At 45.6% G+C, this 24793-nt stretch carries 31 protein-coding genes; 20 read left to right on the forward strand and 11 right to left on the reverse strand.

Annotated elements, in window-relative coordinates; translation table 11 throughout:
- The first annotated feature begins 87 nt into the window (after positions 1-87).
- Positions 88-552 (forward strand): SRPBCC family protein, encoded by a 465-nt coding sequence (locus tag IQ294_RS08115; RefSeq protein WP_203333532.1) that lies wholly within the window; start codon positions 88-90, stop codon positions 550-552.
- A 310-nt stretch (positions 553-862) separates the two neighbouring features.
- On the opposite strand, the gene IQ294_RS08120 is transcribed toward IQ294_RS08115, so the two are convergent.
- The 4 genes from IQ294_RS08120 to IQ294_RS08135 all read right to left on the reverse strand — a co-directional run bounded on the left by IQ294_RS08120 (position 863) and on the right by IQ294_RS08135 (position 5570).
- The gene (locus IQ294_RS08120; RefSeq protein WP_203333533.1) at positions 863-1921 is read right to left on the reverse strand and encodes a hemolysin family protein; all 1059 of its coding nucleotides are present in this window, start codon (positions 1919-1921) and stop codon (positions 863-865) included.
- A gap of 55 nt (positions 1922-1976) precedes the next feature.
- Positions 1977-3284, reverse strand: coding sequence for a CNNM domain-containing protein (locus IQ294_RS08125; protein WP_203333534.1), 1308 nt, complete (start codon positions 3282-3284; stop codon positions 1977-1979).
- A 33-nt stretch (positions 3285-3317) separates the two neighbouring features.
- The gene (locus IQ294_RS08130) at positions 3318-3707 is read right to left on the reverse strand and encodes a MerR family transcriptional regulator (protein WP_203333535.1); all 390 of its coding nucleotides are present in this window, start codon (positions 3705-3707) and stop codon (positions 3318-3320) included.
- A gap of 1038 nt (positions 3708-4745) precedes the next feature.
- Positions 4746-5570, reverse strand: coding sequence for a DUF1835 domain-containing protein (locus tag IQ294_RS08135; protein ID WP_203333536.1), 825 nt, complete (start codon positions 5568-5570; stop codon positions 4746-4748).
- 156 nt (positions 5571-5726) lie between these two features.
- On the opposite strand from IQ294_RS08135, the gene IQ294_RS08140 reads away from it, so the two are divergent.
- The 5 genes from IQ294_RS08140 (at position 5727) to IQ294_RS08160 (ending at position 8560) form a co-directional block, all read left to right on the forward strand.
- Complete coding sequence (locus IQ294_RS08140) at positions 5727-6260, forward strand: sigma-70 family RNA polymerase sigma factor (protein WP_238942713.1); 534 nt, start codon at positions 5727-5729, stop codon at positions 6258-6260.
- The gene (gene lepB / locus IQ294_RS08145; RefSeq protein ID WP_203333537.1) at positions 6253-7119 is read left to right on the forward strand and encodes a signal peptidase I; all 867 of its coding nucleotides are present in this window, start codon (positions 6253-6255) and stop codon (positions 7117-7119) included. The genes IQ294_RS08140 and lepB overlap by 8 nt, the downstream gene beginning before the upstream one ends.
- 119 nt (positions 7120-7238) lie before the next feature.
- The gene (locus IQ294_RS08150) at positions 7239-7787 is read left to right on the forward strand and encodes an NUDIX hydrolase (RefSeq protein WP_203333538.1); all 549 of its coding nucleotides are present in this window, start codon (positions 7239-7241) and stop codon (positions 7785-7787) included.
- A 4-nt stretch (positions 7788-7791) separates the two neighbouring features.
- A complete protein-coding gene (locus tag IQ294_RS08155) occupies positions 7792-8121 on the forward strand; it encodes a hypothetical protein (protein WP_203333539.1) in 330 nt (109 codons plus the stop codon).
- The gene (locus IQ294_RS08160; RefSeq protein WP_203333540.1) at positions 8114-8560 is read left to right on the forward strand and encodes an NUDIX domain-containing protein; all 447 of its coding nucleotides are present in this window, start codon (positions 8114-8116) and stop codon (positions 8558-8560) included. The genes IQ294_RS08155 and IQ294_RS08160 overlap by 8 nt, the downstream gene beginning before the upstream one ends.
- Positions 8561-8596: 36 nt before the next feature.
- On the opposite strand, the gene IQ294_RS08165 is transcribed toward IQ294_RS08160, so the two are convergent.
- Entirely contained in the window at positions 8597-9052 is a 456-nt protein-coding gene (locus tag IQ294_RS08165; RefSeq protein ID WP_203333541.1) for a YhfM domain-containing protein, read from the reverse strand.
- Positions 9053-9229: 177 nt separating this feature from the next.
- On the opposite strand from IQ294_RS08165, the gene IQ294_RS08170 reads away from it, so the two are divergent.
- Entirely contained in the window at positions 9230-9748 is a 519-nt protein-coding gene (locus IQ294_RS08170; protein WP_203333542.1) for a GNAT family N-acetyltransferase, read from the forward strand.
- Between the two features lie 37 nt (positions 9749-9785).
- Here IQ294_RS08170 and IQ294_RS08175 read toward each other — a convergent pair whose 3' ends face one another.
- The 4 genes from IQ294_RS08175 to IQ294_RS08190 form a co-directional block, all read right to left on the reverse strand.
- The gene (locus IQ294_RS08175; RefSeq protein ID WP_203333543.1) at positions 9786-10124 is read right to left on the reverse strand and encodes a hypothetical protein; all 339 of its coding nucleotides are present in this window, start codon (positions 10122-10124) and stop codon (positions 9786-9788) included.
- Positions 10125-10144: 20 nt separating this feature from the next.
- Positions 10145-10288: a type II toxin-antitoxin system RelE family toxin gene (locus tag IQ294_RS16295; protein ID WP_238942714.1), complete on the reverse strand. Its 144-nt coding sequence runs from the start codon at positions 10286-10288 to the stop codon at positions 10145-10147.
- A 125-nt stretch (positions 10289-10413) separates the two neighbouring features.
- Positions 10414-10626: a type II toxin-antitoxin system RelB family antitoxin gene (gene relB, locus IQ294_RS08185; protein WP_203333544.1), complete on the reverse strand. Its 213-nt coding sequence runs from the start codon at positions 10624-10626 to the stop codon at positions 10414-10416.
- A gap of 313 nt (positions 10627-10939) precedes the next feature.
- Entirely contained in the window at positions 10940-11848 is a 909-nt protein-coding gene (locus tag IQ294_RS08190; protein ID WP_203333545.1) for an iron-hydroxamate ABC transporter substrate-binding protein, read from the reverse strand.
- A 251-nt stretch (positions 11849-12099) separates the two neighbouring features.
- Between IQ294_RS08190 and IQ294_RS08195 the strand changes: the two genes are divergently transcribed.
- Positions 12100-12753 carry a uridine kinase family protein gene (locus IQ294_RS08195; protein WP_203333546.1) on the forward strand — a complete coding sequence of 218 codons (654 nt, stop codon included), beginning with the start codon at positions 12100-12102 and terminating at the stop codon, positions 12751-12753.
- 291 nt (positions 12754-13044) lie between these two features.
- Here the strand turns inward: IQ294_RS08195 and IQ294_RS08200 are convergent, their stop codons facing one another.
- A complete protein-coding gene (locus tag IQ294_RS08200; protein ID WP_203333547.1) occupies positions 13045-13455 on the reverse strand; it encodes a GNAT family N-acetyltransferase in 411 nt (136 codons plus the stop codon).
- Positions 13456-13729: 274 nt separating this feature from the next.
- Here IQ294_RS08200 and IQ294_RS08205 point away from each other — a divergent pair, with 274 nt between their 5' ends.
- The 12 genes from IQ294_RS08205 (at position 13730) to IQ294_RS08260 (ending at position 24228) form a co-directional block, all read left to right on the forward strand.
- Entirely contained in the window at positions 13730-15061 is a 1332-nt protein-coding gene (locus IQ294_RS08205) for a short-chain fatty acid transporter (protein WP_203333548.1), read from the forward strand.
- A gap of 191 nt (positions 15062-15252) precedes the next feature.
- Complete coding sequence (locus IQ294_RS08210; RefSeq protein WP_203333549.1) at positions 15253-16116, forward strand: AraC family transcriptional regulator; 864 nt, start codon at positions 15253-15255, stop codon at positions 16114-16116.
- A 762-nt stretch (positions 16117-16878) separates the two neighbouring features.
- Positions 16879-17379 (forward strand): hypothetical protein, encoded by a 501-nt coding sequence (locus IQ294_RS08215; RefSeq protein ID WP_203333550.1) that lies wholly within the window; start codon positions 16879-16881, stop codon positions 17377-17379.
- 39 nt (positions 17380-17418) lie between these two features.
- Positions 17419-17862, forward strand: coding sequence for an ASCH domain-containing protein (locus IQ294_RS08220; protein ID WP_203333551.1), 444 nt, complete (start codon positions 17419-17421; stop codon positions 17860-17862).
- A gap of 167 nt (positions 17863-18029) precedes the next feature.
- Positions 18030-18236: a hypothetical protein gene (locus IQ294_RS08225; protein ID WP_203333552.1), complete on the forward strand. Its 207-nt coding sequence runs from the start codon at positions 18030-18032 to the stop codon at positions 18234-18236.
- Between the two features lie 180 nt (positions 18237-18416).
- Positions 18417-18635 carry a helix-turn-helix transcriptional regulator gene (locus IQ294_RS08230; RefSeq protein WP_203333553.1) on the forward strand — a complete coding sequence of 73 codons (219 nt, stop codon included), beginning with the start codon at positions 18417-18419 and terminating at the stop codon, positions 18633-18635.
- Positions 18616-19125: a hypothetical protein gene (locus IQ294_RS08235; protein ID WP_203333554.1), complete on the forward strand. Its 510-nt coding sequence runs from the start codon at positions 18616-18618 to the stop codon at positions 19123-19125. The genes IQ294_RS08230 and IQ294_RS08235 overlap by 20 nt, the downstream gene beginning before the upstream one ends.
- A 43-nt stretch (positions 19126-19168) precedes the next feature.
- Entirely contained in the window at positions 19169-19378 is a 210-nt protein-coding gene (locus tag IQ294_RS08240) for a hypothetical protein (RefSeq protein WP_203333555.1), read from the forward strand.
- A gap of 287 nt (positions 19379-19665) precedes the next feature.
- Positions 19666-20334 carry a response regulator gene (locus tag IQ294_RS08245; protein WP_203333556.1) on the forward strand — a complete coding sequence of 223 codons (669 nt, stop codon included), beginning with the start codon at positions 19666-19668 and terminating at the stop codon, positions 20332-20334.
- The gene (locus IQ294_RS08250; RefSeq protein ID WP_203333557.1) at positions 20331-21335 is read left to right on the forward strand and encodes a sensor histidine kinase; all 1005 of its coding nucleotides are present in this window, start codon (positions 20331-20333) and stop codon (positions 21333-21335) included. Before IQ294_RS08245 ends, IQ294_RS08250 begins: the two co-directional genes overlap by 4 nt.
- A 132-nt stretch (positions 21336-21467) precedes the next feature.
- Positions 21468-22235, forward strand: coding sequence for an ABC transporter ATP-binding protein (locus IQ294_RS08255; RefSeq protein ID WP_203333558.1), 768 nt, complete (start codon positions 21468-21470; stop codon positions 22233-22235).
- On the forward strand, positions 22225-24228 hold the full coding sequence (locus IQ294_RS08260; protein WP_203333559.1) for an FtsX-like permease family protein: 2004 nt from the start codon (positions 22225-22227) through the stop codon (positions 24226-24228). The genes IQ294_RS08255 and IQ294_RS08260 overlap by 11 nt, the downstream gene beginning before the upstream one ends.
- A gap of 237 nt (positions 24229-24465) precedes the next feature.
- Here the strand turns inward: IQ294_RS08260 and IQ294_RS08265 are convergent, their stop codons facing one another.
- Complete coding sequence (locus IQ294_RS08265; RefSeq protein ID WP_203333560.1) at positions 24466-24654, reverse strand: hypothetical protein; 189 nt, start codon at positions 24652-24654, stop codon at positions 24466-24468.
- Between the last annotated feature and the right edge of the window lie 139 nt (positions 24655-24793).

Consider the following 24793-nt stretch of genomic DNA (forward strand, 5'->3'; position numbering starts at 1 on the left):
ATCCCCCTTTTCATATTAGTCGTTCTTCCAACATTTAAGATACACTGCTTGCTTCATAACTATAATTTCAGGATTGGAGCCGTTACGATGCCAGTCATAAACTACGAAATCTACGTCGAAGCTCCTATTGAAGTCTGTTTCGATCTTACACGAAACGTCGATGTCCACACCGAAACAACCGCTAAAACAAAAGAACGTGCCATCGCTGGCGTTACGTCAGGGTTAATGGAAAAAGGTGATTCGGTCACGTGGGAAGCAGTCCATCTCGGTGTAAAGCAAAAGTTGACCGCTAAAATCACTGAAATGGAAAGACCGTACCGATTTACAGATGTCATGGTGAAAGGGGCTTTCCATTCATTCACGCATACCCATGAATTTAGTCAAAAAGGGGACGGCACAATCATGCGGGACCGCTTTGAATATCGCTCACCGCTGGGAATCCTCGGGAGGATTGCTGATCGGCTGTTTCTTGAAAAGTATATGACCCGGTTTATTGCAGACCGGGCTGTGGCATTAAAAAAGATAGCGGAGGGGAAGCGACAGAAGAATTAGTTCCTGAAGAACTATTCGGTTGAATAAGTGAAAAAAGTTCTCTTTTCCAGTTTATGCGCTAGACGGAGAAAGTTGTGCGCGGGAGAAAGAAAGGTGTGCTCAACTTAATAATCTTATATCTATTTCAATGAATTTACAGCGTCAAAAATCACTAGACAAATATTGCCGCAGCCACTTTTACTCTCTTTCAGACTCCAGCCCCAGTCACATGTTTTTCGCCGTGCGAAAAACGAAAAACCAAAAAGAAAAAAGTAGAACGAAGCGGTTTTCAGCTTCGTTCTACTTTGCTTTTGGTATTTCATTATCTTGATTAAATCGGCTCCGGATCAATGGATTCGTCGCTGATTTCCCCGACGATTTCCTCCAGGATGTCTTCCATGGTCACAAGGCCGACAGTCGTTATGCCGTCTTTTCCTTTTACGATAGCCATGTGTCTGCGGTTTTGCTGCATTTTCGTCAATACTTTCTGGATCGGCGTCGTTTCCGGGAAACTCGGCATCTCGTGGACGAATGACTCAGGCTCCTGCCGGCGACCGGCCGCCATGCTTGTCAGTAATTCCTTCGTGTTGATATAGCCGTAAAGAGTGTTGATGTCTCCTTCTTCCATTACAGGGTAACGCGTGAATTCGACTTCATCCATGATGGAAAAGAAATCATCACGCGAAATTCCTTTGTCGACAGCAACAATCTGTTCACTTGGAATCATGATGTTTTTGACGATACGGTCATCAAACGCGAATATATTTTTGAGATATGTCAATTCAGTCTGGTTGATCTCACCGCTTTGGAAACTTTCTGCCATGATGAGTTTTAATTCTTCTTCGGAATGGGCTTCTTCATGACCGGATGGTTCCACTTTGAACAGTTTTAGCAGTAAGCGTGCCGAGCCGTTCATCACAAAGATGAACGGGTTCATGATTTTACCGAACCAGTAAAGCGGAGGAGCAAGAAGCAATGTCATACGCTCTGCGTACTGGATTGCCAAGGTTTTCGGCGCAAGTTCCCCGATGACGACATGAAGGAACGTTACGATTCCGAGCGCGATCGCGTAGGAAAGCGCAGTTGCCAGGGCATCCGGCACTGAAAATGCATCAAAAGCCGGACGCAGCAGGCGCTCAACTGTCGGTTCCCCGAGTGCCCCGAGAATAAGGGCCGTAACTGTAATGCCGAGTTGGCAGGCTGATAAATAATAATCCAGCTCATTTGCAACTTCTTTGGCACGTAACGCCTTTTTATTGCCTTCTGAAATCAATTGATCGATTCTGGACATGCGCACTTTCAAAATGGCAAACTCAGCTCCGACAAAGAATGCTGTTGCGAGAATCATCAGCGCGACGAGCAATAAATTAATGGTTATCTGTACGTCCAATATGGTTCCCTCTTAAAGAGGGATTCACCTCCGAGTAATATATGAATGAAATGATTCAGTCCTGTACGTTTTTCCGATGGAACAGGACCTGTTTAATCTGCTGATTATCCATTTCCGTGACGGTCCATGAAGTATCACCTTGCGTCACAGTATCGCCGGTATGCACTTCACCGGCACTTTTATAATGGACCCAGCCGCCAATCGTATCAATGTCTTCGCTTTCTTCGAATGATAAGCCGAAACGGTCTTCCAGATCTTTCAGCAGGACACGGCCGTTAAGCATATAATCATTGTCGTTCACCAGACTGATATCCGGCACTTCATCATCATCAAATTCATCACGGATTTCTCCGACGATTTCCTCAAGTAAATCTTCCATTGTGATCATGCCGGCTGTACCACCATATTCATCCGCCACCAAAGCGATGTGGACACGGGCATGCTGCATTTTCAATAAGGCATCCTGCAAGCCGGTCATTTCAAAAATAGTCGGCAATTCGCGCACGAAGTTCTCGAGCTCCCATGGCCGTCCAGCGACGATATGGGGAAGCATCTTTTTGGCGCTCACAAAGCCGATGATCCGGTCTTTATCGCCATCTTCTGTGACAGGGTAGCGGGTATAGTTATTTTCATCAAGGATCTCGACAATCTCTTCGAGGGGCATATCCTTATCGAGCGTCACGAGTTCCGTACGCGGCACCATGATTTCTTTTGCGGCCCGTTCGTCGAATGTGAAGACATTTTCCATGTAGGTCAGCTCAGTTTCATTGAGTGCGCCTTCCTCGAAGCTTTGCGCCATGACGATTTTCAGTTCATCTTCCGAATAGGCCTTTTCGTGGCCGGGTTGCACACCAAATGCACGCAGCAATAAACGCGCGGCGCCATTCAATGTCCAGATGAACGGTTTCATTACTTTACCGAACCAATAAAGAGGCGGGGCAAGCAGTAATGACATTTTTTCAGCAAATTCGATTGCCAATGTTTTGGGGGCCATTTCACCCACAACGACGTGAAGATACGTAACAAGAAGGAACGCAATTGCGTAGGAAGCTGTTGCCGCTACTGCATCCGAGGCATCGAAAAAGTCGAAAACCGGATACATCAAACGTTCGACGGCTGGCTTACCAAGTGCACCAAGTCCGAGGGCCGTAACCGTAATGCCGAGCTGGCAGGCAGACAGGTAATAGTCCAGGTCGCCGGCAACTTTCTTCGCCGTCACGGCCTTCTTGTTTCCTTCAGCGATCAATTGATCAAGACGTGACATCCTGATTTTGACCACCGCAAACTCTGACCCAACGAAAAAGGCGGTCAGGCCGAGTAATAGTACCAATAATCCTAAATTCACTATCGTAATTATATCCACTTATGTCCCTGTAAAAGGGATTCACCTCCGGGTTTATTGGAGCAAAACCAAAAGAGCCGTGATGGCAGCCATCTTACTCTCGAGTGCTTTGCCCGTTTGCGTCTTCGCATAATACGGAGCATCCTTCAGCTGTTCTTCCAGCCGGACGATCTTTTGCTGCAGCTGGTCGAACTCATTGATCACTTCATCAATCAGTTCTTCCGTTTCTAAAGCATTGCCAGAGCAAATAGTATCCTGGATCTCCGCGATCGACATGCGCTGTTTCTTCAATACCTGAATCCGTTCGAGAGTCTGCAGAACACTGGACGGATAAAGCCGGTAATTGGCTTCAGACCGCTCGAATGCCAACAGACCGGCATTCGTATAGTAATCAATGGTTCTTACAGAAACTCCACTTATTTTCGCTACTTCACCGATTCTCATTAAGTCCTTCCCAATGCCTGCACCTCCAATTTAAATTAAGGATATCCTACCATATGGGCCGCAAAACTATACAGTGAAACGTTATGGTTTTGAAAAGTTTATTAATATGAATTAAAAGATTCGTCATGCTTTGGACAATATTTGTGCAGTATCAAAAAAACCGGTTGCTAGTTGGGAGGTTTTGGAGTGTGGGCGGAGTTGGGGTGGTTGTGGTTGTGGTTGTGCGCGGGAGAAGGAAGTTTGTGGGCGGGAGAACGGTGGTTGTGCGCGGGAGAAGGTCTTTTATGCGCGGGAAACACAAGTTTGTGCTCAAGAAGACCCTTTTTTGTCTTTTTTGACATTTTTATGCCACCAAAAATGCGGGGGGAAGCAGAACCGGCAACCTCCCACACTCCACTTCCAAAGATCTGAAGCGGATGTTTTTCGCTCCGCTAAAAACTCCAATCCCTAAAGGAAGGCTTCGCGTCCGCGAAGCCTTTTTCATCTATGAACTGCAGTGGTAAGAAGGAATGCCGGCTCGGAGAAGAGAATTGTCCAAAACAGATCTGTTTTTCACGGGATATACCGGGTTATATGGAATTTTACTGAAAAAGTAGCCGCTTCAGTCGAAATTATTGGAGGGAAGAGGAGAAATCATCTTAAAACTGCCCGCTGAGCAGCAATTTTTGATGAAAACAAGAGGCTGATATTTAGGGGAAGAGATTTATGTGAGGTGAGTGGGATTTGTGTGCGCTAATCGTAATTTATGTGCGGTGAGTGAGATTTGTGTGCGCTAATCAGGATTTATGTGCGGTAAACAGAATTTGTGTGCGGAATGATAATTATGCGTGAAAAAAGTAATATTCTGTCGCGGAAGTTGACCTCTGTCGCAGAAGTTGACCTGTGTCCTGAAAGTTGCCCCGTTTCCCGCAAGTCGATCAGCATCTCCCCATACCAAAAACCACAGAGCTCAAACGGATGTTTTTCGCTCCGCGAAAAACTCCAATCCATTATAAAGAAGGCTTCGAGTCCGCGAAGCCTTTTGATCTGGGCAATGGATTAATCCAATATTTCACTCAATCTTACCTCATAAGTCCGCATCGACCCCAGATCGCCACGCGACAGCAGCTTGCCCGAACGGATCAGCGATCGGAGCCGGTACTCGATCCAGGAGTCGGAATAGATATGATACGAGTTCCCGAGGACTTCGCCAATCACTCGAGTCGCCTTCACAAAACCGTCATTCTCAGCCTGTTCTCCCAACTCATGCACACGCTCCAAGATAAACGCATCGTCCCATGTCTCGTCAGCATCCAGAATTTCACCTTGTTCCCACGACCGCAGCAGACTCGCAGTCGCCAGCAATCCCATCATCTCCTCGACCAAAGCAGCCTTCGTTTCTTCCGGCAGCTGCTTCCGCGAATGCTTGAAAAAATGAGCCATTTGTTTGTTATTGCATTCGCCCGAATGGCGGATTTCGACCCGAATATCCGTATCCCGCATCAACTCGTCCATCGCTTCAGCGGTATTGACCACCGACAAATCCAGCTTTTTATCTGCCGTCAGAAAACAAAATAGCCGTAACCCGATCTCCTCCGCTGCATTGCCACTCATCCAAAACGTGACCGGGTCGCCATCTTTCAAACTTTTTATTTTCCGTAAAGTCTGCCGGTACGTTTCTGACTGATGGTCTACATAGTCATCTTCATAACTGAACGATGACCGGAGCCAGTCGATATGGCGCACCAAGCCTTCTTCTTCGTGGATTGCCGCAATCGGCCCCACTGACAGATCGAGCGAGAGTGGATGGATGGCATGATCCTTCCCGCGAAAAGCAAGCTTCATCGAACCTGCAGCCGAATCTCCAATGACAAAATGATTCATAAATGACATCCTCTCTTATTACAAAAACTCCCATTCCCTTTAGCTTATCATAAAATTTGAAAACCACTCCGCCTCTTTTTCACCTATACTTTATTCAGATGAAACTATTTTCTGAAAACTTGCGTCTATGGGGTGTTCAGGAAGGGATGGAAACTTATGGCGGCCAGAATGACGGATGATGAAATGAAAAATATTATGGACAGCCACGGCGAGCACTTGATCCGGCTGGCGTATTTCTATGTGAAGGACTGGGCCGCGGCCGAGGACATCATGCAGGAAACGTTCATCAGCTATTACCGCAAGTCCAACCAGTTCGACAGCCGCGCTTCCCTGAAAACGTATCTGTCCAAAATTACAGTCAATAAATGCCATGATCACTTGCGGAGCTGGCGTAATAAGCGCTCGCTGTTCTCGAACTCGCTTGGTGGGTTGATCTCTAACGCAAAATCACCTGAAGATACGTACGTTCAGCAAACAGATCAAAGCAATCTCACGAATAAAATCCTGGAACTCCCCGTCAAATACCGGGAAGCCATCCTCCTGTTTTATTATCAGGAATTCACGTCAAAAGAAATCAGTGAGATGCTGGCCTGCTCGGAAAACACCGTGAAGACGAGGCTCCGGCGGGCAAAGGACATGCTGCGGGAAAAAGTGGATTTGAAGGAATGGGAGGGCATGCAGGATGAATAAATTCAAACGGGAGCTGGACGATTTTGTGGGAGAGACACCGCGCTTCGGTGAACCGTTGAAGCGGAAAATCTTAAACGACATGAAGCGAGAAGAGCGGCCGGCAAACCGATTTGGAACCTTTCAGGCAGCGGCCGTGCTGATGCTGCTTCTGACAGTGGCGACGGTTTTCCTGGTAGTTAATATGGATGGAGGCGGTGCAGGGCCGGGAAATACGCCAGGCACGGCAAGTGAATTGCCGGCGCTCACGGATCCGGATACGTTGCCGGAAGTCCAAATGGTGGATGCCACAGGGGATACGAAGTTGATCGAGTGGCGATCGGATGCAATGGACCGCGGGAATCATGATTACGATACCAGTACACACAGCAGCCTGGTTGTGGAACTCGGATATCCAGATGTTAACCGGGGTGATGTGGTCTATTACAAAACCCCTGCATCAGCTATTGCGAAAAACCCGAATTTGCCTGAGCACTATATTGCTAGAGTAGTTGGCCTTCCAGGAGAAACTGTGGAAATACGCGATGGCCAGGTTTATGTGGACAACAGAAAGCTCGATACGTTTTATGGTGCTGCAACAAATTTAGGGCTCGGCAAGGACGAGTATTTTGAAATGATAGAACAAAGAATCGCAGAAGGAACTATGACAACGGACGAAGAAATTTCACAAAAAGAACTTATCACCTGGGTGAATCTGGATGGCAAAAAAGAGTATTTCGCCGCCTCCATGGAACCTGTAAAAGTGTCGGAAGAAGCTGTTTTCGTGTTAGTGGATCAATGGTGGAGAGGCACAGACAGCAGGGACTTCGGAGAATTGCCTCTTGGGGCGATTGAAGGACAAATTTTAGGATACGCGAAATAACAGGTTCAACTAAAAGGGCACTGCCATCAGGCGGCGCTCGTTTTTTTTTAAAGGAATTTCCAGGAATAAACAGAAGTAATTAATAGGAATAAAAACTGGACAAACAAAGGGGAAGAACGATGAAAGCCTGGCAGACGACAAATAGTGAATATCTTTATAAGACGCCGTTCGGCAATTTGCGAAAGGATGCGTGCAAGCTGCCGAACGGCATGACGATCGATGATTATTACGTCAGCGAATTTTCGGACTGGGTGAATGCGGTCGTGATTACGGAAGACGGTGAGCTCGTGCTGGTCGAGCAGTACCGACACGGCGGACAGGGATTTTACCTGGAAATTCCGGCAGGCAAAATCGAAGCAGGCGAGACGGATGAAGAAGGGATGCTAAGGGAAATCCGGGAAGAAACTGGCTATACGTCTTTGGAAGAGCCGGTGCTGCTCGGCGAGTTCATGGTCAATCCCGCGACGCAGACCAATAAAATAAAGACATTTCTCTTGAAGGGGGCCTTTAAGGCAGGTGACCAGCAGCTTGATGAGACGGAAGAGATTAGAGTGAAGCTGGTCGATTTTGAGGATTTCGGCCGGATGATCAGAAAGCAGGAAGTTCAGACGCAGCTGTTCACGGCCAGTGCTTATTATATGGCAAGTGCGTTTTTGGGGGAGGGGTGAAGTTTTGAAGAAGATCTTGCTGCTTTTATTGTGCCTGGCACTGCTTTTTGGCTGTTCATCCCAAATTTCACAGGAAGAAGCGGAACAAATTGCGCTTGAACAAGCGGAAGAGGCCAACTATGAATCACCTGCACTATGGCAGAGGTTTGATGCCAAAACACATTTGGTGTCCCATTACTCCAAAACCTATGAGAAAGACGTAGAAAGCTGGGGAGTCTATCTTGATACGGCGGACAACCCGAAAGAGCTCAATTCTCCGGCGCTGCTTTACTATATAAGCAAAGAAACAGGAGAAGTGATCGATGTGATTGTAGGGGCGGTATCAAATGAATAAAACCCAAAATAACGGCTTCGAGTTTCTGGAATTTATTGTTGTAGGTGAAGAAGGAATGGAAGGATATAAGAATTTGGCCGGATCGTTTGCAGTAATTAGCTGCGATGGCGGCGTCCTGATGGTCTATAACAAATGGCGTGAGCAGTGGGAATTGCCGGCGGGTAAGAGGGAAGAAGGCGAAACAGCGAAAGAGTGTGCGGTTCGTGAGTTATATGAAGAAACCGGGCAATACATAAGCAATCTGGAGTTTAAAGGTTTGTTGAAGTTATGGAAGATTTCTGATGGACGCATCAAATATAATCCGGTTTATGCGGGGAATATTGAAGAGCTGCGGCCGTTTCTCAACAATGACGAAGCGTCAGAGATGAAGCTTTGGGACCGAAGCAATTCTCTTGGCGTCATTGATGAGATGGATTTGAAGCTATTAGGGTTTATATAGTGCTGGTAATACGAAGGCCTGAAGAAATTCCTCTCTTCAGGCTACTTTTTCAATCAATTCAGCCAGCTTTTCTGTCAGTTCCACGGATAATGAGTAAACCGTATGCGTATCGTCTTCCCTCATCAGTAAAGCCCGTTCACCTTCGCTGCCGATCCAAAGCTGTAAGTATTGTTTATTTCCTTCAACATCGCTTACTTCTAAATAGAAGGTGGGATCGGACATGTTGACGATGCCTGGTTCTTTTACGGCGCTGGAGAATAGATTATCAAAGCTGGCAAGATCCGCAGCTTCGTCGTAAATGATTGGATTGACGCCTTTCTTTTTTGTCACTTCCAATTTGGAGATTTCTGCAGTTTCAATCAGCGTCTCGCTTAGAAAAAGTTCAGTTTTCTGGGGGGGTTCTTGAGCATGGATGGTTTCCTCTGCAGACTGGCACCCGGATAGCAGGGCGCCCGCGAGGAATAAAACAAATAGGGATGCCACTTTCTTCATTGATTATCAGCTCCAATAATATGTATTTAAATATATGGAGTAGACGGAGGCGGGCGGCAGAAGTTACAGCTGGATGTGAATATGGGGAAGTAAAGTTGAAGTGTTTTTCAAATGAGATGGAAGTGCTGTAGATTTGCATGTAGAGAGTAAAATAGATTGTAAAGGTGGAGACTTTGGATGATCATCAGAAAAGCAACCCTGGCAGACGCCCGTGGAATCGCCCGCGTGCACGTCGACAGCTGGCGCGCCACGTACCGGCATATTGTTGCCGATTCGTATTTGGACGGGTTGACGTATGAGGCACGTGAACAATTATGGAATGAGAATTTGAAAGCGGAGAATACATTTGTGGCTGAAGGAGAAAATGGTGTAATCGTCGGATTTGCAACCGGCGGCAAGGAGGGGACCGGAGAGTATGCGGACTTTGAAGGGGAGCTGTACGCCATTTACATCCTGCCGGAATTTCTCGGGCAGGGCATTGGCCGCCGGCTGGTGGAACGCGTGGCTGAAGAATTGATGGAAAAAGGCATGACTTCCATGCTTGTGTGGGTGTTAAGGGACAATGGCTCCCGCCGCTTTTATGAGAAGATGTGCGGCCGGGAAGTGGACAGCAAAACGATCAGAATTGCCGGTGAGGATCTGATGGAAGTGGCTTATGGCTGGGAGGATATCGGCCAACTAATAGGGAGAGGCTAGAAGGCGTCTCGATAAGTGGATGCTGTGATACTTTTTTTCATTTGGGATAATAATCCGTCATTCGGGCTCCTTCGAAAAGCCAGTCGGGAATAAAAAATAAGCGGCCAGAAAACGGCCGCCGATCTGGCTGAAATAGACGATAAAATTCTTGCAAAAAAGCCACTTGGGCATAAACTGGCCTAAGTTGGGCATAAACAAGTGAAAGTTGGGCATAAATCATCTGAAGTTGGGCATAAACGCCGCCGAGTTGGGCATAAACTGCAAGCCTCTCTAAAAGTAAGCAAACCCAAACCCCGATCGGATGCTTTTCGCAGGCGAAAAGCGAAAAACCAAATTTGAGATTTTGCTTCTCTATAAAGAACAGGCATAGCCACAATTGTGGTTATTCCTGTTCCATTATTCATAAATATTTTTGTGATGTCCCACATCAATTACTGTAATCGTGATTTCTTCTTCTTCAATCAAAGCCGGAATCCGATAATCACCCACTCTGCAGCGCCACTTGCCTTGGTGGTCAGCAACCAGGGCTTTGCCATGCAATTTCGGGTCTGTTGTATTGACCAGATTTTTTCAATCCATCCGATTCCTAAAGCAGCTTGAAGACGATCCGTTTTTTTAAGTTTTTTCAATGCCACTGCTGAAAATTGTCCAATATACATCCTATTCTAGAGGCCTAATTCTTTTTTTACTTCATCCAGTGAATAGGTCTGATCCATAGTCTCTAGCACGCGATCGAAATTTTCCAAGTCAATTTCGTCTTCAATCTTTTCAATAATGGCATTGCGCATTAAATCAGATACGGATGTCTTTTTCATTTTTGCGTAATCCCGAATCAATTTGCTGTCCCGGTCGTCTACACGCAAGGAAATAGTAGCCATTGCAAACCCTCCTCCGCTCTTTGTAATACACCGTAATACATATCGCCTTAAAAATAAACTCTTTTAGAACAATGCTATAAATCTTTGCGGACCATTGGAACTAAACCATCGTTAACTTACTTCCGCCACCCCACAAACTCCGCCACCTTAAAATTATAGAGCGGCTTCAGGACTGACTGAATTTCGATCGTGTCCTGTGTGTTGTCGATGATCTCCTTTCATTAGAAATGTATAGGAGAAATTTTGGACCTGTGAATCTGCATAAAAAACCGCTGAATCTCTGATTCAGCGGTTTTCTGTATGAATGGAGGCGTTAGTTAAGAAATGATTCTTCGAAGAATGACAGCAAATGCTCCAGTGTAATCGGATCGCTGTAAGTGGAAGCTTTCGTATTGATTTCGTAGACTTGGCCATTCTTCACTGCCGGAATGTTCTTCCATACATCCGTTTCAGTAAACGAGTTGTCGACGTCCGGATTTTTGCTGAAAATCATGTAGTCGCCGGCAAAATCAGATAAAACTTCAGAAGAGAATGTGTAGACGCCGGATTCAAGTGCCAGTTCTTCAACTTTTGCCGGCATTTTCAAATCCATGGCCTGATACAGAATTTCGGTGCCGCGGGCATAATTGTCGCCAAATACGTAGAACTCTTTGTTGCCGCTTTCGATAACCGAAACTGTGGCATCTTCGCCGATTTCAGTGCGGATTTGAGCGCCGATGTCCGCAGCGCGTTGCTGGAAATCATCGACCCAATCGGTTGCTTCCTGTTCTTTGTTCAGTAATTTACCGATTTCGACTTGCTGCTCCAGGTAATCCAGTTTACCCCAAGTAAATGAAACCGTCGGAGCGATATCGCCAAGCTTATCGAGGTTTTTCATGTGTGAGCCGGCAATGATCAAGTCGGGATCCAATTCGATGATTTTCTCCAGACTGTCTTCTGTAACGATTTCCACGCCTTCCAGCTTATCGGTGAACAGCGGATTCATACCCGTCCAATCGTCGATGCCGACAATATTGCCTTCCATAGCCAACACGTTCGGACCATTTGTCAGTGCGATGATTCTTTTCGGTTCTGCAGGAACTTCTACAGGACCGGTTTCTGATTCGTATGTAATGACTTCTGGCGAATTCGTTTCAGCAGCTTCGCTTTCTGGTTCTGTATTCCCGCAAGCAGCCAAAAATAGAATTAGTATAAGTAAAAAGGGAACAGCTAATTTTCTCATGATTTTTCTCCTTTGAATGTGATAATGATAATCATTTTCATTTAGATATTATAGGTAAATAGAATTGATGTCAACAATCTTCTGGAAGTCGGACTGATATTTTTCTCCTGATTAAACTTCAGCCAATAAAATAGAAAGCCTTATCCTTTGGCTGGCATATGGAAAACGAGTTCATTTCAGTATACTTAAAGAGGAAGAGCGGAACGAAAGCAGCGGCACAGTTTGAATGACTGAAGATTAAGGAGAGATTGATGGATAGACTTATAGAAAAACTTGTGGATTGGGCAGAGTCGAAAAAGGAAAGGGTTTTGATAGGCGTCTCCGGTCATGGTGGAGCGGGAAAGACTACTTTTTCAGGGAAACTTCTTGAACGGCTGGGGAGTGGAACCGTCAATTACCTCAATACAGATCCCTATATCGTTTCTTCGAGTATTCGAAAGAATGCTGAAATCGACTATACATCTGATGGGGTCAGCCATCGTTATAAAATTACGGCATGCCATCCGGAGGCGCATCATCTGGGCGCTTTGGAAAGGGACGTCCGGATGGCAAAAGAGGGACTCGATTTCTATACGATCGATGTTCATTATCTGGAGCGGGAATTGATAACTTCTAACAAACAGGTGACCATTGTCGAAGGGATGAGCGCAGCATTTATTGACCCGGAGCTGTTCGATCTGAAAATTTACTTCTATACAGATGGCGACACGGAATTTGCAAGGAGGTCATCGCGTGATATTGCCGAACGGGGGATTGAGCTCGAATATCTGCGGCATTCCCATGATGAGCGGCGGATTCAATACGAATTGTTCATGCACCCGTACAGCCGCAATTTTGATATTGTCGTCAAGTCGGAGGGAGGGCGGCAGTTTGTGGAGAAGATGGGGTTTGGGTTTGGGGGTTGAGAATAAAAATTTTGGCGAAAACGGCTGAACGCGGATATAATTTCCTGAACGCGGATATAATCCGCTGAACGCCGATATAATCTCCCAAACGCCGATATCCCGATCCCGCCAGCCGGCGCACACTATATATCCAGCCAACAGAGCGTCTCTTCGCCCAAAAACTGCACTTTCAGCAAAAAAATCCACAAATTCAAAGGTCAAACGACAAAATGGCTGCTTTTCGCAGGCGAAAAGCGAAAAAACCACAAAAAAATTCCCGCGAGGTGGCAGTCACCTGTGCGGGAACTTCTTCTATATCAGCTTGGCAAACGCCACAAGGGTGCCCTGATCACAGGACTGAAAACCGTGCTTTTCATAAAAATGCCGAACGTCCGCCGCTTCTTCAGTCAGCAGCACTTTCTGGCGGACGCTGTGGAATTTCTCCAGCACACGACGCATCAGTTCGCTTGCAATGCCCTGGTTTTGCCGATTGTTCAGCACGAGGATATCCTGGATGTAAATGATGGTGAGGCCGTCGCCGACGACACGCACCAGGCCGATCAATTCTTCTTGGTCCCAAGCGGACAGCACGTATAACGACCCTGCCAACGCTTCGGCCAATTGGTCCATGTCTTTTGTGTAGGCGTACCATTCCACATCTTCGTACAGCGATTTCAATGTGTTTTTATCAATTCGTTTGTCTTCTTTGAATGTAAAAGCCATTTCTTTTTCCTCCTCAAATTTTAGTTTGAAGAGTGTGTGCGCAATTTTTCCACTGTCTTATGCCTCCCTTCTTGTGAAATTGTTTCTATCGGTTCGTATTCGTTCATATAAATAAAAGCGGTAATGACCTCGAGGTAAAGGAATGATAGAATGAGGATGATTCGAAATATTCATTTTACTTATCAATTTTGATCTTGTAAAGCATCAGTCGAGAAGGGGGATATCGACAGGGGAGATTGACTCGGATTCACGCCAAACAGAGGGGGAGAAAGCAATGAGAGCAATAACGAACTTTTTTGACCGGATTGTCCAGCGATATCTGCCGGACGCTTTTATTTTTGCAATTATACTTACGGTAGTGGTTTATCTGATGGGTGTCTTCATGACAGACAGCTCGCCGGTCCAGATGGTGGAACATTGGGGCACCGGATTCTGGGATCTGCTGGCCTTTGCGATGCAAATGGCACTTATCGTTGTAACAGGGTACATACTCGCGAATACGCCGCTTGTTAAAAAGGGGCTCGAAAAAATAAGCTCACTGGCGAAGACGCCGGTGCAGGCAATTATTCTTGTCACATTTGTCGGCATCATCGGTTCTTTGATCAACTACGGATTCGGCCTGGTCGTCGGGGCATTGATGGCGATACAAATCGCGAAAAAAGTGCCGACTGTCGATTACCGTCTGCTTGTCGCCAGTGCATACAGTGGATTTCTGGTTTGGCACGGGGGCCTTTCCGGATCCATTCCACTCCTGGTTGCGACAGAGGGACACTTTTTGGAAGGGGAAATGGGGCTCATTCCAGTAAGCGAAACCCTGTTCAGCAGTTTCAATATTTTCATCGTCATCTTTATTCTCTTGACCATGCCGTTCCTGAACGCCTATTTGATGAAATTGAGACAGGGCCAGGAAATGTCCTATGAAATAGACTGGGAAAAGAGTTCGATGAATGAAGAATATGTCGAAGAGAAAAAAGCGGATTTAACGCCGTCCGAAAAACTCGAAAACAGCAGAATCATCACATTGATCATCGCATTGCTCGGACTTGGCTATGCGGGATATTATTTTTACACGAATGGTTTCAACCTGAACATCAATATCGTCAACCTGGTCATGTTGTTCCTGGGAATCCTGTTGCACGGTACACCAAGACGTTTCCTGCACAGTGTAAACAATGCGGTTAAAAACGTCGGCGGCATCATCATCCAGTTCCCATTCTATGCGGGAATCATGGGAATGATGGTCGCTTCAGGACTCTCCGATATGATGTCCCAGTGGTTTATCAATATTTCGACAGAATTCACGTTTCCTTTATTCACATTCTTAAGTGCTGGTATCGTTAACTTCTTCGTACCTTCCGGCGGAGGACAATGGGCAGTTCAAGGGCCGATGATGATCGAGGCGGGAATGCAGCTGGGCGTGGACAATGCGAAAACGGTAATGGCCGTCGCCTGGGGAGATGCCTGGACGAACATGATCCAGCCATTCTGGGCATTGCCGCTGCTGGCGATTGCCGGACTTAAAGTGAAGGATATCATGGGCTTCTGTGTCATCATCCTGTTCTACAGTTTCATCCCGATTTCAATCGGACTATTATTCTTTAACTGATAAAATCGAGAGCACAGCTTCCATTTTGGATGGAGGCTGTGTTTTTTACTTTCTATGAAAACTACCCATGCTTTGGTTTATGATGGAAGTATTAAATTCGGGAATGCCCAAAATCACCTGTCCACACTCAGCACAAACGGACAGGATTCGGAGTGGCTGACTCAGTAAAATGAAGATAAGGAGTGAGGGCTATGGGATGGGTGGAATCGCTGCAGCACGCCATTGACTACATGGAAGAGCATATCAGGGAACCGGTGACGATCGAGGAAATTGCGAAACAGGCAAACTCTTCCGTGTTTCATTTCCAGCGGACGTTTGCAATTTTGACGGATTGCTCGGTCGCCGAATACCTGCGCAGAAGACGGCTGACTTTGGCGGCGCACGAACTGTCGGCGACGGACAGGAAAATCATCGATATCGCTTATCGATATGGCTATGACACTCCCGAGGCTTTTTCCAAGGCTTTCCGGCGGCAGCATGGTATTACACCGAGCGAAGCCAGAAGAAATGTGGGAGAGCTGCAATCTTTTAACCGCCTGGTGATCCAGGTGAATCTGAAAGGGGCAGATCCGATGAAATATCGAATTGTGGAGAGGGAAAAATTTCAGGCCATTGGGATGAAGCGGAACTTTTCGATGCGTGACGGAGAGAACATGAGCGGCATTTCTGAATTGTGGATGGCAGTGAACAGTGACGGTACAAGCGAAGAAATTGCCGGATTAAACGATGGCGACATTAAAGGGTTGCTGGGAATCTGCACCAACTTCCAGGACGGTGTCACGATGGATTACTGGATTGCGGCGGAAAGTTCGCAGCCAGTGCCGGAAGGTTTCCACCAGATTGAAGTGCCCGCAGCCAAATGGGGAGTTTTCGAAGTGCGCGGGGCCATGCCGGATGCAATCCAGAAGGTATGGAAGCAGATTTACTCGGAATGGTTCCCGTCCAATCAATACGAGAATGCCGGAACCGCCGAGATGGAAGTGTATCCGGCAGGAAATGCTTACAGCGATGACTATCTCTCGGAGATTTGGATCCCCTTGAAGGGGAAGAAGTAGGAAGAGAATGTCCTGAAGAGCGACGCTGAGATGCTCTTGAAAAGATGAGCGACGGGAACCGAACTGAATATGAAAAAAGCTGGACATCCGTAAAATGTATCGCTGCATTTTACGGATGTTTTTATTTCCAGAATTATCTATCTAAGTTGAATTAAAAAACAGCATTTATTTGCCGCTTCGTCGCTTTGGACCAGCTTCCACAATAAGCCGAGAAGAGCACTCGTCTTATTGCTCCAGCCGGTCCGGCGGCGCTCCTTCGCTGGAGTCAATTTCTTGAAATGCAGGAAAAATGGAGACCCCTCTAAAACAGGCAAAAGGTTATGTTGTACTCGGACCACGGTCCGAGTGGGCTTACGGAAACCACTTCAACTCTAGAAGGATTTCGAAGATATGGAGCAAAACAGCGAAGACTCCCCAGGAAAGAGAAGCTGTTTTGCGGAATATCGATTTCTGCAGAGTATTTAGTTCAACTTATCTAGCTATTAACTCGAGCTATAAGTATATTTAATGTAAGAGTTCTGAACATCGGTCTGCTGCCTAAGCCGGTGGTCAAGAAAGAGAGGAACCAGGTATTGATATTCATTGATGTATTTTGCAGTATATGGATCGCATTTATGATCTATTTGCTGATTGAGAAAAAGGTCAAAAACCGTGAAAGATTTCTTATGTATTTCGGTATCGCTTCACTGCTTTTCATCATAAGTCAGTAATGCCGTTCAAATCGAATCAGCATTCATCCAGTATTTCAAGGAGGGTTTAACCATGTTTACAGTCGACGAATATATGGGTTCTATAAAAGCAGACCTGGAGAAGGAATCCGCTTTATTGATTGGGAATCTTAAAAACGTATTTACATACAAATTTGCTTCCGGAACGGATTTATTGGAATTCGTTCCGTCTATCGAGCCGACGAGATTCGAGGTATCGATCAGAATGTTCTCCATGGATAAGGATGGCAGCGAAGTTTTCAATGAAGCGAATGACACAGCCATCTTTGCGGGAAGTGAGGAGGTGCTTCCGGAAACAGCGTATTATCATGTAAACGATGAGCAGCTGGATGAATTCTTTGATTTTTATGAGCAGAATGAAGAGGAACTGATGCCACAAGAGCAACAGGCTTTTGCGGATTGGTTCCGCGAGTGCTGGGAAGCGGCGGGGGGAGAGTCGCTGAAACTGCCTTCTTACTTCGCTTTCCACGATGAAGCCAAATCCTATGATCTGAAGAACAGAAGATGGGTTGATGATGAAGAAAAGTGGACATGAATTTAACGGAAATTAATTAATATGAATGGGGTCTTTTAGATGAATGAACAAGCAACGAAATTTTGGGATGGATATTGGGCGGCGAAAGAGCAGGATCAGCCGGAAAAAGTAGAGGCTTTTCAATTTGGGGCTGAAGCTGACTGGTTGGCCGATTTAGTGGTGGAAGGCAAAAAGACAGCCACCTGTTCCGCCCATGTCGCCTATGAACTGGAGAACGAGGCTTTGCCGCAGGCGGGACAGTATAACGTCGTGCTGAATTCGCAGGATCTTCCTGTAGCAATCATCCAGGTGACCAGTGTTACAGTTATGCCAATGAATGAAGTGCCGGTGGAATTTGCGCTGGCTGAAGGCGAAGGGGATTATACATTTTGGTGGAATGCGCATGTGGAGTTTTTCAAAAGTATATTGGAACCTCATGGGTTAACGTATTCGGAAGACATGCTGCTTGTCTGCGAACGATTTGAAGTTGTCCACAAAGCATAAATAAAATAGGCTAAAAGATAAGGAAATGAAATCCGGGAGGTAACGGCGATGAATAAAAAGGGTAGATATGTTCTGATTTTTATTGCAGGACTGGTTACGTACTTTGTGATTTCGACGATTTTGGCACTTTAACAAATCTTAGTAGGAATGAGAAGGGGGAGAAGTGAATGTTGACCGGTTTAATGGAGGGAATCGCCATTCTTTATTATTGGACTTGGTTTATTTGGCCATTTGTTTTTATTTTTTCACTCGTGAATGCAATTTCGTCTTTAGTGAAAGATGACGCTGCCTCAATGAAGCCGGTCCTGGTTGCCTCTGTTTCATTATTAATAATATTGGCCGGCGTTACTGCTCCTGCCTTGCATAATTTTTAAGATACCGGCCCACGTTTTTCTGAATATCAATTTTAACAAGCAGCATCGCAAATCGCGGTGCTGCTTTATTTTTATGTCTTTATTGGAAAAATTAACCGCTAAGTATACTTGACATAAAGTTAAGTATACATTACATTATGAATATAATAATTACCACAATACAGTTGGAAGGAGATTTGAATGCTTCGGAATCGCGTGAAAGAACTGAGGGCCAGGCATGGTTTTTCCCAGTCTGAACTGGCCAATTATGTGGGTGTGGCAAGACAAACAATCGGTTTTATTGAAAGAGGGGAATTTTCACCATCAATTGCACTGTCGCTGCGTTTGGCGAAGTACTTGGAAGTGCGGGTTGATGAACTATTTTGGCTGGAGGGGGAAGATGACAATGACAAAAAATGATTTTCGGGTAAAGTTCCCGCTTTGGAATATAGCCCTCTACTCGATATTGATGATTTGGGCGTATAGCGTAGTCTACTCTGCCGATATGCTTTTCACTGATTTTGCAGGAGTTTTTGATGGGGAGGATGGAATAAATTTAGATACGATTGCAGTTCTGTCCTTTTTTGCCGGTCCTCTATTACTGATTATTTTCTTCATCGCCTATTTTATTCAACTGAATCGGCACAATGAAAATAATCCGAATAACCGCATGTCTGCATTTTCGCTTTTTAAACCTGGGGAATTTATCGAGTTTGATGAATTGTTCAGTCAGGTGACACAGAATGCCAGCAAGAAGGTTTATGTTTTTTATTCGCAAATGCTGCCGCTGGTAGTTCTCCTGATGTTCTTTCCATTCAATCGGTATGTATTTATCGTGGCAATCCTGCTGCTGATAATCATTCAGAATTTAATCTATTACCGCCATATGCGAAGTTTTGTCAGTCATTAATAACGGCGGGAATAAAATTTTGGAAGAAGGAGATGAAGACCGGATGAAGAACAGTAAGGTGAAATGGTGGGTTTTAACAATCGGTATCCTAACGATCATCAGTATTACGGTATTCAGAATAAGCCAGATCGAAGAGAACCACCAAAAAAACTTAACTTTGATGGAAGAATGCATGCAGAAGAATGGCATTGTGGAAGTAGTCACACAAAATGGTTTTTTCTCCAGTGCATCAACAGTTTCCTGTGAGGAATAAATACATCTGCAGGATCATTGCGATTCGTAATCCTTGCCATGTCTGAAGCGGCTGCAGGTTTACAGTGATTTTTTGCTGATCTTTATTGCAGGACTGATTATGTACTTTGTGATTTTGGCAGTCATGGCGCTTCAACAAACTTAAATAGTAGAGGGAAGAGGGGGGTTCAGCCGATCTTCTCTCTATTTTTTATTCTTCTTGTAAAGAAGTGGGAATTTCTTCTGTGTACGGATACCTTTTTCATATAGAATATGAAGCATCAATAGTTTTGTGAAGGAAGTGCTCACGTGGCGAAAATAGTCATTATAGAAGACACAGAAAAAATCAGGGAAGAATTGAAAACTTTTTTGAGCCGCTATGGATACGAGGCTGTGGCGCTGACTAATTTTGAAACGATCATCCAGGATACGCTCCAGGAAGAACCGCAGCTGATCCTGCTGGATATTAACCTGCCGATTGTCGACGGGTACTTTATCTGCAGGGAAATACGAAAGGAATCCGATGTTCCGATCATCGTCGTGACGAGCAGGGACAATGAGATGGATGAATTGATGAGCATGAATCTGGGTGCTGATGATTTTGTGACGAAGCCTTATAATACGCAGATTCTGCTGGCACGAATCGAAACGATTCTGCGGAGGGTTCAAGGAACTTCTGTCCGGGATACACTCGTCTATAACGGACTGTCATTCAATTTATCCAACGGCTCCGTCACCTATCAAGGAGAAACAGCCGAGCTGACCAAGAATGAAATCAAGATTCTTTCCTGTTTGTATAAAAATAAAGGGAAGATCGTTTCGAGGGATGATCTGATGGACTTCATGTGGAACGCCGATGCTTTTGTGGATGATAATAATTTATCCGTCAATGTAGCAAGGCTGAGGAAGAAACTTGAAGGGCTCGGCATGGAGAAAAACATCGAAACAAGACGCGGATTAGGATACATACTGCCATGACGTTAAAGGATTATATAGCTGATAAGATGCCTTTCCTGATCACCAATGTTATTTTGTTCGCCGCGGTAAGCGGCATCCTGCTGCTGCTCAATATGAGCGGGGCAATCGTATTTCTGATATTCATCGTCTGGTTCACCCCCGTCGTTACATACATCCTCGTCGAATTTATTAGGATGGGAATGTTCCATAAAGAGCTGTCCGGCACCCTTGAAAGTCTGGATCAAAAATACCTGGTGGCTGAAATCATGAAAGAGCCTGGAAGTGCGGAAGGCAGGCTCTTGTATAAGGTGCTGCAGGAGTCGAACCGGAATATGCATGAACATGTGAAGAGCTACCGGGAACGGGAAAACGAGTACCGCGAATACATCGAGACATGGGTGCATGAGATCAAGACGCCGATTGCATCGACCCGGCTGATCATCGAAAACAATCCGAACCAGGTCACCCGCAATATCCAGGAGGAAGTCCGGAAGATTGAAGAATATATCGAACAGGTCCTCTATTATTCGCGCAGCAATAATGTCAGCAGGGATTACCAGATCAGGGAAGTTCCGCTGCCTGCGCTGGTCCGGAATGTCATTAAGCGAAATTCACGGGATTTCATCAGCAGGGGCATCGCGGTCGAGATCAATGCAGTGGAAGGCGTTGTCTACAGCGATGCAAAATGGCTGGAGTTCATCCTGAACCAATTGATCGGGAATGCGCTCAAGTATACGGAAGGACCAGATGGGAAAGTGGAAATCCGTGCAGCCAGAAACGAAAATAATCTTGTCCTGTCCATAACGGATAACGGCATCGGGATCAGCGACAAGGACAGGGACCGGGTTTTTGAAAAAGGGTTCACCGGAGAGAATGGGCGGAAGTTCGGAGCTTCTACAGGCATCGGGCTCTATTTGTGCAAAAAACTTGCCGATCAGCTGGGCCTCGGCATCACCTTGTCTTCTGAAGCGGGAGCGGGGACAACGGTCAGCCTTGTTTTTCCTTTGGGAAAAGCGGCATGACGCCTCAGCTGTTGACCTTATCTTGCAAAAATGCAACGTAAAGAATAGCTAAACCCATACGACTCCAGAATGGCTCTTGATAAGATACAGACAAGCGATAAATAACGGCAGGAGTCATGAGGAGGACAAAAGATGCAAAATATCTTAACCGTAGATAAGATTGAAAAATATTATGGCAATAAAGGAAATGTCACCAAGGCGATCGATAACATCAGCTTCAGTGTGAACAAAGGCGAATTTCTGGGGATCATGGGCCCTTCCGGCAGCGGCAAGACGACGCTCCTGAACTGCATTTCCACGGTGGATAGCATAACGACCGGCAAAATCACCATCAATGAAAAAGATATTACGAAGCTGAAGGCAAAATCGCTGGAGAAATTCAGGCGCGACGAACTGGGCTTCATCTTTCAGGACTTCAACCTCCTGGATATGCTGACTGCCTACGAAAACATTGCGCTGGCGCTGACGATCCAAAAGCGGGGAGCGAAAGAAATCGACCGGCTGATCAATGAGGTTGCGGCAAAACTCGGCATCGAGGCAATCCTCAGCCAGTACCCTTTCCAGTTATCAGGGGGACAGAAGCAGCGGGTGGCCTGTGCAAGGGCGATGGTGACGGAGCCTTCGCTTATATTAGCCGACGAGCCGACGGGCGCATTAGATTCAACCTCATCGCGTCTGCTGCTGGATTCGTTTGAAAAGCTGAATCAGGAAGATCAGTCCACGATCATCATGGTCACCCATGATTCATTTACGGCCAGCTATACGAACCGGATCCTGTTTATAAAAGACGGACGGGTGTTCAACGAATTGGTGCGCGGCAATGACACAAGAAAGGAATTCTTCAATAAGATCATTGAAGTGGTGACGCTGCTTGGAGGCGATGTAAGCAATGTTCTCTAAACTGGCGCTCAATAATGTGAAAAGAAGCTTCAAAAATTATTCGATCTATTTCCTGACATTGACGCTGGCCATCTGCGTATTCTACAGCTTTAATTCGCTTGAAGACCAGAATGTCATGCTGGGGATGAATCAAAACGAAGACTTTATCCTGAATATGTCTTACTTCACAATCGGCATGTCAATATTTGTTTCTTTCGTACTTGGCTGGCTGATTATTTATGCGAATAACTTTCTTATCAAAAAACGGAAAAAAGAATTGGGCATTTATATATCACTGGGTATGTCAAAAGGGAAAATCTCCAGAATATTGATTCTTGAAACCCTGGTGATCGGTTTTCTGTCCCTCGTGGCCGGAATTTTGCTCGGCATTATTGTTTCTCAGGGAATGGCGGTCGTTACAGCCAATATCCTGTCGGCGGAATTGCAGGATTTCAAGTTCGTCGTCTCGATGGGCGCCATCGGCAAAACGGCGGTTTACTTCGGCATCATCTATGCGCTGGTCATGCTGTTCAATCAAGTGACCATTTCGAAATATAAACTGATCGATCTGTTAAATGCGGCAAAGAAGAACGAAGAAGTGAAAGTGAAGAATCCATTTGTATCGGTGCTGCTGTTTTTAGTGGCAGTGACGTTATTGATGATTTCCTACAGCATATTCCTGACGCACGGACTGGCTGCCGACAGGGTCCAGCTGTCTGTGGTTGCTCTCTTCGGCGGCCTTGGAACGCTGCTGTATTTCTTCAGCCTCTCGAATTTCTTCATCCAGATTTTACAGAAAAACAAACGCTTCTATCTGAAAGACATTAATCTTTTCGTCCTGAGGCAGATCAACAATAAAGTGAATACGAATTTCCTGTCCATGGCCGTCATCTCACTGCTGCTTTTTTTGACCGTCACATTCCTGTTCATTGCCTTTAACGTGAAAGGGATCATCGATCAGAACGCAGAAGAACGTTCTTCGTTCGATGTCAGCGGCTACATATATGCTGATGGGGATATTGCCAGTCCAGAAATGGCTAATATAGCGGGGTATTTGGAAGCAATCGATTTCGAATTCGACGAAAGTGAAAGATATGCCTTCTACTCCGAGTATAAATTGGATGCGTCGCCAGAAGAATTGTTCACCGGGTATTTGAGTGAAGAGGAGAAAATGGATCTGGAGGAAGGATTCATGTTCAATTCGATTGTGAAATTATCGGATTATAATTCAATCCGGGAATTGGCGGGCCAAAAACCCATTGACTTGAGGGAAGACGAACTCTTTATAATTTCGGATTCCGGGCATGTGGAGGGAGCGTTGGCGGAATACCATCAAGGCGAGGAACCTTTTATCCTGAATGGCGTGGCCTATTCCATCCAAAACCGATCACCTGTAAAGGAGAACATCGCTATCCCCCGAACCGGTGATTTCCTGTATTTCGTTGTTCCGGATCACGCTGTTGAAAACATGCAATTGGAATCGACAGGTTTCAATGTGATCTATGATGAAGCTGATCCTGAAGAATCCGAAGAGAAATTCTCTGCGCTGTTTGTGGATTTTGAGGAAGAAAAATACAGCGACTTCCTGCCCCTTTCAGTCAGCGGTCAAACATGGAAACAGCATCTCGACAGGAAGAATGCACCCGCCGCCATTGCTGTCTTCCTTGGCTTGTTCCTGGGGCTCATCTTCATCATCACCAGTGCGGCAGTCCTGGCATTGCAGCAGCTGTCTGATGCAAGTGACAGCCTGGAGCGGTATAAATCGTTGAAGAAAATCGGCGTCACGGAGAAATTGATCAACAGCGCCATCTGGAAGCAGACCTTCATCTACTTTTTACTGCCGCTCAGCCTGGCGGTCATCCATACCGCAGTCGGAATATATGCGATCCGGGAATTATTGAACATCAATTTCCAAACCATCCTGACAGGCACGCTGCTCGTTGCAGTCATCTACGGCGGCTATTTCTATGCCACTTATTTGGGTGTCAAGAATATTGTCAGGAACAGTAATTGAGCGTATGCGTTCAGTACAGTAGAAGAGGCGAAAGATTCTGCGAGGGATTAAAGTGAAGTAGAGGAATTGCCTGCATCTCAATAAAAAGCAGCCATAAAAGCACATTTAACTTCATGAACGTTCGTAAAGTGTTTTGACACGTTTACGAACGTTTTTTATCGATTGTCAGTTCAAAAATGTGCTGTTGTGTGCACTTCAGGTTATCGATAAATAGGCGCACTAATTGGATTTCTTACATCAGTCTCCACCACCACCGCCGCCATCGCATCCTCCGTCTGATCCGCTGCCGTAGTCTCCATAATAATGAATCGAACCAGCAGAATCAGAGGACCTGCTTTTTTTGAACTTCGATTGTTCAGAAGAATGCCGGTCAGTCATGAAACTAAAGACAATCATAATCACAATAAAAGCAACAATAAAACCCATTGAAATTCCTCCTTTATTTGGAAACTGCGTTTTAACCTGGCAAAAATTTTGTAGAAAAAGCTCTTTCTACACTCTATTACGTATATAATTGTCAGAAATTTTCATTTTGAGGTGAACTAAAAAGAGTCGGGAGGAGCTC

Source organism: Planococcus beigongshangi, from assembly GCF_016820495.1.
GTDB classification, from domain to species: Bacteria; Bacillota; Bacilli; order Bacillales_A; family Planococcaceae; genus Planococcus; species Planococcus beigongshangi.

Excerpts from the sequence above, each read along its gene's own strand:
- IQ294_RS08115 (WP_203333532.1), top strand. The coding sequence starts at position 88 with ATGCCAGTCATAAACTACGAAATCTACGTCGAAGCTCCTATTGAAGTC.
- IQ294_RS08130 (WP_203333535.1), bottom strand. The coding sequence starts at position 3,707 with ATGAGAATCGGTGAAGTAGCGAAAATAAGTGGAGTTTCTGTAAGAACC.
- IQ294_RS08135 (WP_203333536.1), bottom strand. The coding sequence starts at position 5,570 with ATGAATCATTTTGTCATTGGAGATTCGGCTGCAGGTTCGATGAAGCTT.
- IQ294_RS08140 (WP_238942713.1), top strand. The coding sequence starts at position 5,727 with ATGGCGGCCAGAATGACGGATGATGAAATGAAAAATATTATGGACAGC.
- lepB (WP_203333537.1), top strand. The coding sequence starts at position 6,253 with ATGAATAAATTCAAACGGGAGCTGGACGATTTTGTGGGAGAGACACCG.
- IQ294_RS08150 (WP_203333538.1), top strand. The coding sequence starts at position 7,239 with ATGAAAGCCTGGCAGACGACAAATAGTGAATATCTTTATAAGACGCCG.
- IQ294_RS08160 (WP_203333540.1), top strand. The coding sequence starts at position 8,114 with ATGAATAAAACCCAAAATAACGGCTTCGAGTTTCTGGAATTTATTGTT.
- IQ294_RS08165 (WP_203333541.1), bottom strand. The coding sequence starts at position 9,052 with ATGAAGAAAGTGGCATCCCTATTTGTTTTATTCCTCGCGGGCGCCCTG.
- IQ294_RS08170 (WP_203333542.1), top strand. The coding sequence starts at position 9,230 with ATGATCATCAGAAAAGCAACCCTGGCAGACGCCCGTGGAATCGCCCGC.
- relB (WP_203333544.1), bottom strand. The coding sequence starts at position 10,626 with ATGGCTACTATTTCCTTGCGTGTAGACGACCGGGACAGCAAATTGATT.
- IQ294_RS08190 (WP_203333545.1), bottom strand. The coding sequence starts at position 11,848 with ATGAGAAAATTAGCTGTTCCCTTTTTACTTATACTAATTCTATTTTTG.
- IQ294_RS08195 (WP_203333546.1), top strand. The coding sequence starts at position 12,100 with ATGGATAGACTTATAGAAAAACTTGTGGATTGGGCAGAGTCGAAAAAG.
- IQ294_RS08200 (WP_203333547.1), bottom strand. The coding sequence starts at position 13,455 with ATGGCTTTTACATTCAAAGAAGACAAACGAATTGATAAAAACACATTG.
- IQ294_RS08205 (WP_203333548.1), top strand. The coding sequence starts at position 13,730 with ATGAGAGCAATAACGAACTTTTTTGACCGGATTGTCCAGCGATATCTG.
- IQ294_RS08210 (WP_203333549.1), top strand. The coding sequence starts at position 15,253 with ATGGGATGGGTGGAATCGCTGCAGCACGCCATTGACTACATGGAAGAG.
- IQ294_RS08215 (WP_203333550.1), top strand. The coding sequence starts at position 16,879 with ATGTTTACAGTCGACGAATATATGGGTTCTATAAAAGCAGACCTGGAG.
- IQ294_RS08220 (WP_203333551.1), top strand. The coding sequence starts at position 17,419 with ATGAATGAACAAGCAACGAAATTTTGGGATGGATATTGGGCGGCGAAA.
- IQ294_RS08225 (WP_203333552.1), top strand. The coding sequence starts at position 18,030 with ATGTTGACCGGTTTAATGGAGGGAATCGCCATTCTTTATTATTGGACT.
- IQ294_RS08230 (WP_203333553.1), top strand. The coding sequence starts at position 18,417 with ATGCTTCGGAATCGCGTGAAAGAACTGAGGGCCAGGCATGGTTTTTCC.
- IQ294_RS08235 (WP_203333554.1), top strand. The coding sequence starts at position 18,616 with ATGACAATGACAAAAAATGATTTTCGGGTAAAGTTCCCGCTTTGGAAT.
- IQ294_RS08240 (WP_203333555.1), top strand. The coding sequence starts at position 19,169 with ATGAAGAACAGTAAGGTGAAATGGTGGGTTTTAACAATCGGTATCCTA.
- IQ294_RS08250 (WP_203333557.1), top strand. The coding sequence starts at position 20,331 with ATGACGTTAAAGGATTATATAGCTGATAAGATGCCTTTCCTGATCACC.
- IQ294_RS08255 (WP_203333558.1), top strand. The coding sequence starts at position 21,468 with ATGCAAAATATCTTAACCGTAGATAAGATTGAAAAATATTATGGCAAT.
- IQ294_RS08260 (WP_203333559.1), top strand. The coding sequence starts at position 22,225 with ATGTTCTCTAAACTGGCGCTCAATAATGTGAAAAGAAGCTTCAAAAAT.
- IQ294_RS08265 (WP_203333560.1), bottom strand. The coding sequence starts at position 24,654 with ATGGGTTTTATTGTTGCTTTTATTGTGATTATGATTGTCTTTAGTTTC.